Below are 12,619 nucleotides of genomic sequence, written 5' to 3' on the forward strand. Positions count from 1 at the left end.
TTCGTGGTTGGTTGGAAGCGGCGCTTCCAGTGTCCCTCTCAGTAATCTTTATCCAACCAGACTTTAGGCAAACAATGTGCAAACTCCGGCTGGCATGTTGAATAATCCTGATTTATTGGCCTCCGTGGGGATCGGACATTATTCGCTCATTAAGGGGTAGGTGTGACTTCTGGTTCCAGTGTCACCGTCGGCTCGGCAGACGCCAGAGCTGTTGGTTCCCACGACGGGACCAGCTCTGTAGGCGTGCCAGGCCCCGCTGCAGCGCTGAGTGTGGAAGAGGGACTTGGCTCAGCCGTCGCTGACGACGACGTTGATTCTGTCGGCGTCGGAGTCGGATTGGGCTCTGTCGGTGTCGGCGTTGCGGGCGTCTCCGTAGCCGTCGTCGGTGTGGGAGTAGGCGTCGGTGTGGGAGTAGGCGTCGGCGTGGCAGGCGGCGTCGGCGTGGCAGGCGGCGTCGGCGTGGCAGGCAGCGTCGGCGTGGCAGGCGGCGTCGGCGTGGGCACAGTAGGTGTGGCTGGGCTGGGTGAAGGAGCAGGTGAAGGCGAGTTCGGATCCTGACCGGATGTACCGTCGTCAATGCCGGGATCAGAATGGTCGTGTCCGCCGTCGACTTCGTGTGCTCCATCTGCCGCTACGGGAATCGCCCACTGTGGAGTTTCGGCACCGTCCGGACGCTTTTGGCCCGGTGCGTAGCTGACCATCTCCACGGATCCGAGTTCATCAACCTGCTTGGTGGGCAAGAGCTTCCAATCGGCTGGATTGGCATGCTTCCCATTGAGAATGGTCTCAAAATGGAGGTGGCAGCCCGTGGAAGAACCTGTGGTTCCAACCCGTGCAATGACTTCCCCGACCTGGACCGATTCCCCCTTTTTGACTGCGATTGCCTCAAGGTGGTTGTACGTGGTGATGAGGCCGTTGCCGTGATCGATTTCCACCCTGTTGCCACCACCCCACAGGTGCCAGCCCACGGCCCGGACCACACCGGCGTCGGCCGAATAGACTCGGGTGCCGCACGGAGCAGCATAATCCTGCCCCCAATGGAATTCACCGGCAGCTCCGGTCATGGGGCTCGTGCGGAGGCCGAATGGCGAGCTCGGAACCAGAACTTCCAGCGGAGCCATGAGGGAACCGGCAGGAGGGCGCCGCATATTCTGGATGGCAACGTTCAGTTCATGCTTGCCGTCTTTGGACGTCGTCCTGACAATGGAGCGGCTAAAGGAAACAAGGGCGGCAGGATCGGCAGTGAACCCGACGGGAGCATGAACGCCCGCACCCTCTGCGGAACCCGCGGCGCCGGGAGTGATACCCGACGCCGGTGAGCCCGGGTGCGCCGTCGACGCCACCGGATTTTGACTTCCGGGACCCTGGACGCCGAAGGCCCAACCGGCGAGGGCAACCGTGACAGTTGCACCCAGAATACGGACAGCAAGGGCGCAAGGGCCGTTGGAACGGCTGCCCGGCCCGGTTGCTGCGGCGTGATTTCCCACTCAAGACTCCCAAAAGACTCGGCCCGCCAACCCCAACCTGCGGACTTACTAACCCATGGGACCACAGGGCCTGGACCCTGTGAACCCTGATCGACCAAAATCCGCTCAAGCTTAGGGAACTTTGCGGAACTCCTGAGGTTATCTTGCGAATCCCACTGAGAATAATTGATTGAGTGAGAATAGAGCATGCGTAACATCCTCAAGGAGTGGCAGGCCGAAATCAGACGGACTCTGAACGGCAACCCGGTATCACTTCCGGAGTGGGTGCCGCGGCTGGCGGAGGGAAACGACACCGGCTACTTCACCCCGGATTCCGCTGTCTGGACCGTGCACGGCTCCATGAGCACCATTGTGGCCGGCATCCGTGCGCTGCTGATGCAAACGCTCCATCCCGGCGTGCTGGCTGGCGTCCGCGAACACTCCCACTACCGGGAGGACCCACTGGGGAGACTCGCCCACACCATCCGATGGATTATGACTGTCACCTACGGTTCAACCACAGCCGCGAGGGAAGCGTCGGACTGGGTGCTCAGGCTTCATGAGCAGGTTCGCGGCGAATACGTTGACGGACACGGCAAAGCCCGCTCCTACTACGCAAACGATCCTGAACTCCTGCGCTGGGTCCATATCGCTTTTACGGACGCTTTTCTGGAGACCCACAAAATCTGGGGCGGGCCCATCCCCGGAGGCCCTGACGCTTACGTCCGTGAGTGGGCCCAGGCGGGGCGCCTGATGGGAGCCGAGGCGCCACCCGTCAGTGAGTTCGAGATGAAAAAGCAGTTGGACAGCTGGTTCGACGCCGGGGACTTACGTTTTGATGAAAGCGTCAAGGAAACTGTCGATTTTATCCGGAACCCCCCTTTGCATCCGATGTTGAAGCCCGGATACCGTGTGCTTTTTGCCGCCGCCGTGTCCAGCCTTGAACCAAAGTACCGGGACCTCCTGAGGCTGCAGCCCGCGCGCCTGGGTCCGCTCCCCCTGCCAGTACGGCTGGCTACGCGAGTTACGCTCGGTGTCGTGCACGTCGCCTTGGGACGTCAGGCCCCCAGCGAGCAGGCAGCCTGGCGCAGGCTTCGCCGCCTGGGATATGAAGGATAAAGCCGGCTGACGTTCCACCGGCTCTGGAGCTTGATCCAGATACCTGAAAACGAAAAAGGCCCGGCACGCAACAGGCCCCGGTCCAGGACCGGGGCCAAAACGCGGAGAATGGGGGATTTGAACCCCCGAGGGCGTTAACCCAACACGCGTTCCAGGCGTGCGCCATAGGCCGCTAGGCGAATTCTCCAGTAGCTTTTGAATCAAAAGCAGATACTAGACTACCTGAACTTTTCGGCATCACCCAATTGAGGAATTTGGGTGGATTTCTGGCTTGGCTGGACTGCAGCGGCTGGCTGGCTGGAAAGTGGTCTGCGGAACCGGGACTGACTTTAACGTCAAAATGGACGCCCCCAATGCGCCCACTCCGCGGCTTCACCGTTGAGCTACTGGGTCCAACCCCCATGCCAGGCCCACTGACTCACAACCTTGAGATTGCCCAATCGGTTTACATATCCAATGTTGCGCCGTGTGCCGCGGATAAGCAAGGAATTTCTGAGCAGGTCCGCTGGCAGGAGAAAGATCCGGGCTGGGATGATGGGCATATGCCGCGATTACATGCCCTGGTTACGTACGTACCGGAGAGCCATGCCGACGCCGTTCTGGCGGCAATTGGAGATGCTGGGGCCGGAAGGATCGGGAACTATTCCCATTGTTCCTTCGCCGTCCGTGGCTTGGGGAGGTTCACTCCGCTCGATGGCGCCGAGCCTTATTTAGGTGCCGTAGGCCAGCCCGAACGCGTTGATGAGGTCCGGGTGGAATGCATCGTGGAAAGCGAAAAGCTCGACGACGTTGTGCTGGCGCTGCGTGCTGCCCATCCTTATGAGGAACCGGCCCTGATGAGTTGGCCGGTGGACGGCCACTCCCCCTGAATCCTGTTTGCGCCGTTTCGTGTTTGCTACAACCGGTGCCGCACTTCGATCGTCTTCCACTGGGGTGGGCCTTCGATTTGGCGACGTCAAAACTTCAGGTAAAGTTGCTGACGGCCCCTCATGTGGCGTCATCCTGTTGAACTCCCCCAGGACCGGAAGGTAGCAAGGGTAAATGGGCTCTGGCGGGTGCATGGGGGGTCTTTTATGTCTGTCCCGATTGGTAGGGTTTTCTCTGTGACTGTTACTACTGCCCTCTACCGTAGATACCGCCCTGACTCGTTCGCGGACGTTATCGGGCAGGAACACGTCACCGAGCCCCTGATGACGGCTTTGCGGAAGAACCGCGTCAACCACGCCTACCTCTTTTCGGGTCCGCGTGGCTGTGGAAAGACCACCTCCGCCCGCATTCTGGCCCGCTGCCTCAACTGCGCCGAAGGTCCCACCGATACGCCGTGCGGAAAGTGCTCCAGCTGCATCGAGCTTGCCCGCGGAGGTGTAGGTTCCCTCGATGTGATCGAAATCGACGCTGCCAGCCACGGTGGGGTTGACGACGCCCGTGATCTTCGCGAGCGCGCCACCTACGCCCCGGTGCGGGACCGCTACAAGATCTTCATCATCGATGAGGCCCACATGGTCACGTCGGCCGGCTTCAACGCATTGCTCAAAATCGTGGAAGAGCCGCCCGAGCACATCAAGTTCATCTTCGCCACCACGGAGCCGGACAAGGTCATCGGCACCATCCGCTCCCGCACGCACCATTACCCCTTCCGGCTGGTTCCGCCGGAGCCGCTCATGGCGTACCTTGAGTTGCTGTGCAATCAGGAGAACGTCCCGGTAGCTCCCGGGGTACTCTCACTGGTCATCCGGGCGGGCGGCGGCTCCGTTCGCGACTCACTGTCTGTCCTCGATCAGCTCATGGCAGGAGCCGGACCCAACGGCCTGGACTATGAGCTGGCGGTGGCGCTCCTGGGTTACACACACGCCTCCCTGCTCGACGACGTCGTAGATGCCATAGCAGCTTCCGATGCCGCCACAGTCTTTCGCGCGGTGGACCGGGTCATCCAGACAGGGCACGATCCCCGAAGGTTTGTGGAGGATCTGCTGGAGAGGTTCCGCGACCTCATCATCGTCAAGGCAATGCCTGAAAGCGCTCAGTCCATCCTCCGCGGCATGCCTGCTGATCAGATCGCACGCCTCCAGAACCAGGCCCACAACCTGGGCTCCGCCGAGCTTTCGCGGGCAGCGGATGTGACAAACACGGCACTCACTGAAATGACAGGCGCCACCTCCCCACGGCTGCATCTTGAGCTGCTCTGCGCCCGGATTCTGCTTCCGAGCACTGAACAAACCGAACGTGGCATCGCTGCTCGGATAGATCGTGTTGAGCGGAGGCTGAGCTTCGCCGGAAACGATCCCGCTGCCCCTGCCGCTTCTGGCTCTGTCACGGCTCAAGCGGGGCCCTCAGCTACCTCCCCTTCAACCACGGCCTCAGCTCCCGATACCACTGCGGCTGAAACCCCTGCTGTTGATGGCACTGGGGTTGATGGCGCGCGGCAACGCCCGGCATCAACACCTTCCGGACCGGCCGCAAGCCACCCTGCCGCACCTCAGATTGCCGCAATCCCGCCCGAGCCGGCCGCAAGCCAACCTTCCGCACCTCAACCTGCAGCGTCAACAGGATCCGGCGCTGAAGCCAGAGCTGCATCTCCGGTTGCCCCGTCCATGGAAGCGGCAAGCCCTCCTGCCCGCGCAGAGTCCGCATCTTCGGCAGCGGCCCGGCCGGGGGCGAGCTCGTCCGACGTCGAGGTTCTGCGCCGGGCGTGGCCGGACATTCTGCAGACGCTGACCAAAATCAAGCGCAGCACGTGGGCTTTGGTTGAACCCAATGCCCAGGTTGCCCGGTTTGACGGTCAGGTACTCACCATCGCCTTCACTACATCCGGCTTGGCAGGCGCCTTTGGCCGGGCTGACCACTCCGACAACCTCCGTCAAGCCATCCATAAGACCATCGGCATCGACTGCCAGATCGAAGCTGTCGCGGGCGGAACCAAGAGTGCAGCGAGCGCTGAGCCAAACCCAAAAGCGCCTACTAACCGGGGCGTTCCGGCAGCATCCATTGATGCTGCCTGGGGCCTCGATCCGGTACCGGCTGCGGCATCCGCTCCTCCCCCAACTCCCGCTCCGGCACCGGCTGCTGCGTCCAGTACCGCCGTGGCACATGCCGCCGTCGCCAATACCCCTGTCCCGAACGAGCCACGTGACCCAGCTGCCGCAAACAACGACGCCGCCAACGTCACTGCGCCTGATTCGGCAGGTTCCTACTCCTATCCTGACGACGACTGGGGTCCGCCCCGCGACGAAGACGCTCCGCCGCTGGACGATGAGCCCCCAATGGAGTGGGACCCTCCCGCCGAACCCGGACAGCACATACCTGCCCCGCAGCCTGCAGCCAGCGCTGAAACCAAGTCGAGGCCGGGACCACCTGCGCCCTCAAAGTCTCCGACTACCGGCCATGATCCCGCCTCTGAAGTAAAACCGCCCGCCACCAGCGACCCTTGGGCACATGCACGCGAGCAGGCTCCGGGAGTCTGGGTCATTGCGGCAGAGTCCAATGTTGGTTCCCGGAACGGATCAGCCGATTCGCCTGTGTCTGCGGCCCCCTCGTTGCCAACGCCTGCGACTCCCGCAACCATGCCGGCAGAACCGCCCGCACCCACTCCACGGTACGAGCCTGCTGCGGCGCAGGTCCCGCAGCCCGTGGGAGCCATGGCTGGCCCGGGAAGTGCCTCGGCAACCTCGCCCGCGCCTGCGCCTGCGAAGAAGCCCGCAATAACCAGCTCACCAACTCCAACCAAAAGCACACCTTCGGCCTACACAGTCTCGGCAGCCACGTCGCCGGGTGAAACAGCCGTACGGCAAAGCTTGTATCAGCGGCTGTCCAGCAGCCCGGAGGCGGAGGCTGGCCGGGCCAAAGCTCCCGCGCGCACCGCTGACACCGGCGCGGCATTCGTCCAAGACGTCCCCAGCGCTGATGATGAAACCATTGAAGAATCCGGAGTCTTTGGCCGGGCCGCCGTCGAGCGTATTCTGGGCGGAAAGCTCGTGGAGGAGCGCACCCTGGATGGCAGTCCCCTTCCACCGCGCTTCTAGTTCCCATTCTCGGGGTTTCGGCTGAGAGCCAGAACCTGCGCGCGGGGTTGCGAATCAACCAGCACGATCCATCCGAACAAGATCCATCCGAACAAACGAGGACACAGTGTACGAGGGTGCAGTTCAAGAGCTCATCGATGAGCTGGGGCGGCTGCCCGGCGTCGGTCCAAAATCGGCCCAGCGGCTGGCATTCCACATCCTCGAGGCTGATCCCCAGGACATGAAGCGACTGGTGGAGGCGATCACCACTGTCAAGGAACGTGTGAAGTTCTGCACCGTGTGCGGAAACGTCACCGAGCAGGAACTTTGCAACATCTGCCGCGATCCCCGGCGCGATCCCTCAGTGATCTGCGTTGTCGAAGAATCCAAGGATGTTCTGGCGGTCGAACGGACGCGGTCCTTCAGGGGCCGGTATCACGTGCTCGGTGGAGCCATTAACCCTATTGCCGGGATCGGCCCCGAGCAGCTCCGGATCCGCGAACTTCTTACCCGGCTCAATGACGGCGCCATTCAGGAAATCATCATCGCCACTGATCCCAACCTCGAAGGTGAAGCGACGGCAACGTATCTGGCGCGCATGCTCAAGACAATCGGCATAACTGTCACCCGGCTGGCATCGGGGCTCCCGGTGGGTGGGGACCTCGAGTACGCCGACGAGGTCACGCTGGGTCGAGCCTTTGAGGGGCGGCGAAACGCCCTCACCTAACGGCGCCGGGGACTGCCTCCGTGCCTTTGGTCAGGAAGATAAAAGCCATTCGCGACGCCGTGAAGCGCCCTGACCGGCAAGCAGCAGGGTACCGGCCATGGCCAGTTGAGTACCGATGCCGGTGAGTGCGAGAGGAACCTGACCCCCAGTTTCCCCCTGCTCATTCGCCCCGGCAGTTGCAGACCCCACGCATGGAATCTGGGTCCCCGCTCCAGCAGTCTCGAGCTCGGCTGGAAGCCAGCCAAGCGAAGCGGTGCCGGGGGATGCCTCCCCGGCAAATAAAGCGAAAATGAGCAGCGGGTGCGAGACCCCCAACCAGACGACTCGTTCGGTGTGGAAGACCTCGACAATGCCCAAGAACTCCGGTGAGCACTCGTAGGAGGCGATCCGGCCAAAATCGTCCCGCTGTACGTTAAGGACAACCCGGGTTGGTTCGTACTGCCGCACAGCCGGAAGTAAGGCGATCACGGCGGCGACGTTCCCAAGCAGCAGAAACGCAGTCGTCGACCAGGCAAGAAGCTGTCCGCCTCTCCCGGGCAGCCACCATGCCGCACCGGTCGCTATCCCCGCGAACACCACAGACTCAAAGACCATAACGCCCGCCGCGACTCCGGCAAGCTCGGCAGGTGCGTTCGAGGCTGTGGCGAGAATGAGCAGTCCTACGGTACTGGCAACGGTGAAGGCCACGCCCCGCGCAGCAGCGAAGAACCATGCATGCAGTAAGCCGGTAGAACCGGCATCATCCGCCCTTTCAGGGATCGAAAAGCCCCAAAGGAAAGCCAGCAACGAGGCTCCCAGCACGAGCAGTGCGGCAGTGAGGATGTACGCCCAGAAGTGGGCGTCAGTGGTGTAAGTCCCGCCGGTCATAAGCACAATGACGAGGAGGACTGCGCTGGCCCATGACAGCAGGAAGACAGCGAGCGCCTGCAACCAGAAACGGAGGCTCCGAACTGATTCCCAGCAGTCTTTGAGTGCCCGCCGCACGGCAACACCTGCTGCGCCTGGAGTGCCGGCTGCACCGCTGCTGCCTTCCCCGGCGCCAATCCCGTGGCCAGATTGGAAACCAGGGGCTTCCTCCCCGATCAGTTCATAGACCGGCTCGGGTTCGTCCTTGTCCTTGTCCTGGCTCACGTTCCAATCGTGAGCCTCTGCCCGCAGGCTGTCCAGCAAAGGAACGCGCCGGCTGGGCAGGAAGGGCTCAGGCGATGCGGGTTCCCCGCGCCAGCTTGTGGGCCGGAGTAAGGAGAGACCGCCAACCCAGCCAAATGAGCAACCCGGCGAGTATCAGTTGGAGCCCCAGTCCCAGGGGCCACATTGGCGTCGTCTGGCTCAGGTAAGGTTCCTGCGGCTCACCGTTGGCACAAGGGTACGTACCCTCCGGTCCGGCCACTGCATAGCGCGCGCCCTGGCTGATCGATTCAATGGCGCCGCCTGAGTAGAAGTAGCCGCCTGCCGCGCGGTCGGGGTAGGGAATGGCGTCCGCCACCACAACATAGGGATTCATTGCGAGCAGCCAGGCCACGCGCTCTGTCCGTGGCACTCTTTGCTCCTGCAAGGGTCCGCTGCAGGTATAGGCAGGAGGAGCCGGCGTGCCTTCCGGGACGAGCGGGCTGGAGTTGGAATAGTTCGGCTGGTTCGCTTGGATGGTTCCATGCGTGAGACCCGTGCCGAGGCCAAAGGAGATAACGGTGCCGAAAACCAGCGCGGCCACGGCCAGGTAGGTAGTGACAATGGAAAACAGCGGACGTGCTGTCAGCGCTGAAATCCCCACGCCCACTGCGCACACAATGCCCACTTCGACGGTGAGCATCAGCAGGGCGACAATCACATGCCCCGGGGTCAAGCCGCCCTGAACGACGCCGAAAATCAGGAACGGGGTGCTGGTGACGAGGAATGCAAGGGCAGCCAGCCAGGCGGCGAAGAACTTTCCCCAGAGTATCTGCCCCGGCGTGAGGAGGGTGATTTGAAGGATGGCAAGGGTTCCGCCGCTGCGGTCCCCGTTGATGGCATTCGCCGAGAGCGCCGGCGCCACGAGCAAGGCAAAGAGCAACACGAAGGCCAGCACTATCTCAAAAATCATGGAACCCGGGCCTGTTGGTCCCGCCACAGAACCAAAATCGCCGCCTTGGGTGCGGTACGCCTGACTGGCATTCCAGCTTGCCCACGTCAACCATGTCACCAGGGCGGTCAGGAGAAACCAGATTCCCAGCATGATGTACCAGCCGCGCGACCTCAGCCGTTGTTTGAGTTCGAGGACTATGACGTCCCGGATACCGCCGGCATAGCCAGCGGCATTCATGTCCGTTGAGGCGTTGTGCGACCCACTGATTGCCTGGCTCATCGCTGTTCCACCTCAAGGGTCATGTAGGTTTCTTCAAGGGCTCCGGATGCGGGAGCGAACGAAAGGACAGGGACGTCGGCCAGGACGAGTTCCCGCAGGAGCCGCGCGGCGTCGTCGTCGTTCATCAGCATGAGGCTGACGGCCGGCCTGCGGCTGCTTTCGATGCGGAAGGCGAGTCCAAGCTCGGTGAGCTTCCGGGAAAGTGACTCGGTGTCGACGGCGGAAATTGCATACCGTCGTCCGCGCGCCGTCGCTTCCTCCACAGTCTGCTTGTTGACGGTGCGGCCCTGGTTGACGAACACTGCGCCGTCGGCGATTTCATCCAGCTCGCTCAGGACATGCGATGAGACGACAATGGCCTTGCCTGCCTCAGCGAGTTCCCGCAGCATGATGCGCAGTTCTACCCTTGAACCAGGATCAAGGCCTGAGGCCGGTTCGTCCAGGAGAAGCACTGATGGGTCATGGATCAGAGCCCTGGCGAGACTCAACCGCTGCTGTTGCCCGCGTGACAGGACCCGTGCCGGCTGGTCGGCGAGGTCAGCCAACCTGACGAGGCCAAGCAAGTCCGCCACCCGGTCGGGGATCCCCTGCTTCGGGAGGCGGTAGAAACGGCCCATCTGGGTGAGGATCTCACGGGCTGTCAGTGACTCCCACACTCCTAGAGTGTCCGGCATCCACCCCACTCTTCGCCTGACTTCAGCGCGCTGGGTGGAGGGGTTCAGTCCGTCAACGGCAATGGTTCCGGCATCCGGGGCCAGGAGCGAGGCCAGCATCAGCAGCAGGGTGGTTTTGCCTGCACCATTGGGCCCGATCAAGGCGGTCACTTTGCCTGCCGGCGCGTGAAAGTCCATATGCTCGACGGCGTGAACCGGGCCGAAGCTCCGGCTCACCCCTCGGGCGATGATTCCGCTTGCTGGTCCTTCATCGAGCGCACCATCAGCGGGTGGCCCAACAGGGGATGACACCTCCCTGATAGGACCAGCTGCTGCCTGACTGCCGTCATTGTCCATGCCGTCTTGCACTTGTCCCCCAACAATTTTCGTGACCCCGGGACTGCCTGAAAGCTGCGGTGCTTCCAAGACACAGGTTGTCCATGATCATTCGATGCTACGCGGGAAGCCCCTCCTAAGCTCTTCCGCCGCGGCCACCATTCGGTCACAATTCAGCGGTGGACCTCCCCCGGCGATAAACTGAGCCAATAAGTTACGCCGTCGTGCCGCCATGGCCGCCTGGCCTTCAGAAACCCGATTAATCAGTGAGGGTGCGCGCATGAGTATGCCCACTACCGAAGTGAATACCGAGTCCCAGTCACAAGGACTGCCCGACAACACTGGCATCACCAAGCAGCTGATCGTGCAAAAGTTCGGCGGCTCCTCGGTTTCCGATGCGGACGGCATCAAGCGGGTAGCCAAGCGCGTGGTGGATGCGCAGGAGGCAGGCAATGAGGTTGTTGTTGTGGTCTCCGCCATGGGCGACACCACCGACGAACTGCTTGATCTTGCTTCCCAGGTGACCGATTCAGCGCCCGCCCGTGAAATGGACATGCTCCTCTCCGCGGGCGAGCGTATTTCCATGGCCCTGCTGGCAATGGCCATTAACAAGCTCGGAGCCTCCGCTCAGTCATTCACCGGCTCACAGGCCGGAATGATCACCGACGGTATTCACGGTAAAGCCCGCATCATCGACGTCGACCCGCACCGGATCCGGACCGCCCTGGACAAGGGACACATTGCCATCGTGGCAGGTTTCCAGGGCATGAGCCGCAGCACGAACGAAATCACCACGCTTGGCCGTGGCGGTTCGGACACCACCGCTGTTGCCCTGGCCGCAGCGCTGGAGGCGGACGTCTGCGAGATCTACACAGACGTCGACGGCATCTACACAGCTGATCCGCGGGTAGTCCCCTCTGCCCAAAAGATTGACCGTATCTCCAGTGAAGAGATGCTGGAGCTGGCAGCCTCCGGCGCCAAGATCCTTCACCTGCGTTGCGTGGAGTATGCCCGGCGCTTCGGCGTTCCCCTGCATGTCCGCTCGTCCTTCAGCCAGAACGAAGGCACCTGGGTCATGCCCGGTGCTGATGACAAGATCACCACTCAAGAGGGAGTTGCCTTGGAGCAGCCAATCATCTCCGGCGTTGCACACGACCGTTCCGAAGCAAAAGTCACCGTGGTTGGCGTTCCGGACATTCCCGGAAAGGCCGCGGCGATCTTCCAGGTCATCGCAGACGCGCACTCCAACATCGACATGATCGTGCAGAACGTCTCCACGCACGGCACCGGCCGCACCGATATCTCCTTCACGCTTCCCATTGTTGAAGGCGCGGATGCACTGAAGGCGCTGCATGCTGCGCATGCAGAAATCGGCTTCGAGAGCGTCGAATACAACGAGAACGTCGGCAAACTGTCGCTGATCGGGGCTGGTATGCGCTCCCACCCCGGTGTCTCGGCCACCTTCTTCAAGGCGCTGTCCGACGCCGGCATCAACATCAACATGATCTCTACTTCTGAGATCCGCATCTCGGTGGTGACCCACGCCGACCTCCTGGATGACGCGGTGCGCGCGATCCACAAGGCGTTTGATCTGGACAGCGAAGACGTAGCAACCGTGTACGGCGGCACCGGACGCTGACTCAGGCCTGCCTCTGATCCAGCCATACCCCTGCATCCAGCTCAAGGATCACAAAGAGAAAGCACCGGTTGCCTGGCAGCCGGTGCTTCTTTTTCGGGCTTCACGTACCGTCTTTACGAACGGCGTAGTGATGGCCATGGGAATCTGTTTCGACCTCGAAATGCGACAATTCCTCCTCGGAAGCCCTCTCGAACTCGTCATGCTTGTGAACAACGGGCGAATCAAAATCTCCGCGAGTGGCAGGGCCGAAGAAGAACCTGAGCCTCTCCGTCACGTTGATAAAGCCGTTCATTACGCGAGCCACAATTACCACCCCCTTCCCCGTATTCCCGGTCCAGCA

The 12,619-nt window shown here is 62.1% G+C and carries 10 protein-coding genes, 1 tRNA gene and 1 other RNA gene; 6 read left to right on the forward strand and 6 right to left on the reverse strand.

The features are described from left to right. Positions 1-149: 149 nt before the first annotated feature. Positions 150-1,487, reverse strand: coding sequence for a M23 family metallopeptidase (locus tag M1E05_RS18255; protein WP_461163809.1), 1,338 nt, complete (start codon positions 1,485-1,487; stop codon positions 150-152). Positions 1,488-1,673: 186 nt separating this feature from the next. On the opposite strand from M1E05_RS18255, the gene M1E05_RS18260 reads away from it, so the two are divergent. Next, entirely contained in the window at positions 1,674-2,585 is a 912-nt protein-coding gene (locus M1E05_RS18260; RefSeq protein ID WP_461163810.1) for an oxygenase MpaB family protein, read from the forward strand. Between the two features lie 102 nt (positions 2,586-2,687). Here the strand turns inward: M1E05_RS18260 and M1E05_RS18265 are convergent. Further along, positions 2,688-2,772, reverse strand: a tRNA-Ser gene (locus M1E05_RS18265). A gap of 355 nt (positions 2,773-3,127) precedes the next feature. Here M1E05_RS18265 and M1E05_RS18270 point away from each other — a divergent pair. The 4 genes from M1E05_RS18270 to recR all read left to right on the forward strand — a co-directional run bounded on the left by M1E05_RS18270 (position 3,128) and on the right by recR (position 7,310). After that, positions 3,128-3,454, forward strand: a complete 327-nt coding sequence (locus M1E05_RS18270; protein ID WP_461163811.1) for a hypothetical protein — start codon at positions 3,128-3,130, stop codon at positions 3,452-3,454. Positions 3,455-3,563: 109 nt separating this feature from the next. Then, positions 3,564-3,660: signal recognition particle sRNA small type (ffs, locus tag M1E05_RS18275), an RNA gene on the forward strand. Further along, complete coding sequence (locus M1E05_RS18280) at positions 3,659-6,604, forward strand: DNA polymerase III subunit gamma and tau (RefSeq protein ID WP_461163812.1); 2,946 nt, start codon at positions 3,659-3,661, stop codon at positions 6,602-6,604. Before ffs ends, M1E05_RS18280 begins: the two co-directional genes overlap by 2 nt. Before the next feature lie 106 nt (positions 6,605-6,710). Beyond that, positions 6,711-7,310 carry a recombination mediator RecR gene (gene recR / locus M1E05_RS18285; protein WP_458113161.1) on the forward strand — a complete coding sequence of 200 codons (600 nt, stop codon included), beginning with the start codon at positions 6,711-6,713 and terminating at the stop codon, positions 7,308-7,310. A 30-nt stretch (positions 7,311-7,340) separates the two neighbouring features. On the opposite strand, the gene M1E05_RS18290 is transcribed toward recR, so the two are convergent. The 3 genes from M1E05_RS18290 to M1E05_RS18300 form a co-directional block, all read right to left on the reverse strand. Further along, the gene (locus M1E05_RS18290) at positions 7,341-8,441 is read right to left on the reverse strand and encodes a hypothetical protein (protein ID WP_461163813.1); all 1,101 of its coding nucleotides are present in this window, start codon (positions 8,439-8,441) and stop codon (positions 7,341-7,343) included. Positions 8,442-8,508: 67 nt separating this feature from the next. After that, the gene (locus M1E05_RS18295; protein ID WP_461163814.1) at positions 8,509-9,651 is read right to left on the reverse strand and encodes an ABC transporter permease; all 1,143 of its coding nucleotides are present in this window, start codon (positions 9,649-9,651) and stop codon (positions 8,509-8,511) included. After that, complete coding sequence (locus M1E05_RS18300; protein ID WP_461163815.1) at positions 9,648-10,616, reverse strand: ABC transporter ATP-binding protein; 969 nt, start codon at positions 10,614-10,616, stop codon at positions 9,648-9,650. Before M1E05_RS18300 ends, M1E05_RS18295 begins: the two co-directional genes overlap by 4 nt. Before the next feature lie 304 nt (positions 10,617-10,920). Here M1E05_RS18300 and M1E05_RS18305 point away from each other — a divergent pair, with 304 nt between their 5' ends. After that, positions 10,921-12,279 (forward strand): aspartate kinase, encoded by a 1,359-nt coding sequence (locus M1E05_RS18305; RefSeq protein ID WP_458113157.1) that lies wholly within the window; start codon positions 10,921-10,923, stop codon positions 12,277-12,279. A 100-nt stretch (positions 12,280-12,379) separates the two neighbouring features. Here the strand turns inward: M1E05_RS18305 and M1E05_RS18310 are convergent, their stop codons facing one another. Beyond that, complete coding sequence (locus M1E05_RS18310; protein ID WP_309108214.1) at positions 12,380-12,571, reverse strand: hypothetical protein; 192 nt, start codon at positions 12,569-12,571, stop codon at positions 12,380-12,382. Positions 12,572-12,619 lie beyond the last annotated feature (48 nt).

This window comes from Arthrobacter sp. R4-81, from assembly GCF_054792365.1.

Bases quoted from the DNA above. Each gene is read 5' to 3' on its own strand.
- M1E05_RS18260 (WP_461163810.1), top strand. From the start codon at position 1,674: ATGCGTAACATCCTCAAGGAGTGGCAGGCCGAAATCAGACGGACTCTG.
- M1E05_RS18270 (WP_461163811.1), top strand. From the start codon at position 3,128: ATGCCGCGATTACATGCCCTGGTTACGTACGTACCGGAGAGCCATGCC.
- M1E05_RS18280 (WP_461163812.1), top strand. From the start codon at position 3,659: ATGTCTGTCCCGATTGGTAGGGTTTTCTCTGTGACTGTTACTACTGCC.
- M1E05_RS18295 (WP_461163814.1), bottom strand. From the start codon at position 9,651: ATGAGCCAGGCAATCAGTGGGTCGCACAACGCCTCAACGGACATGAAT.
- M1E05_RS18305 (WP_458113157.1), top strand. From the start codon at position 10,921: ATGAGTATGCCCACTACCGAAGTGAATACCGAGTCCCAGTCACAAGGA.
- M1E05_RS18310 (WP_309108214.1), bottom strand. From the start codon at position 12,571: ATGAACGGCTTTATCAACGTGACGGAGAGGCTCAGGTTCTTCTTCGGC.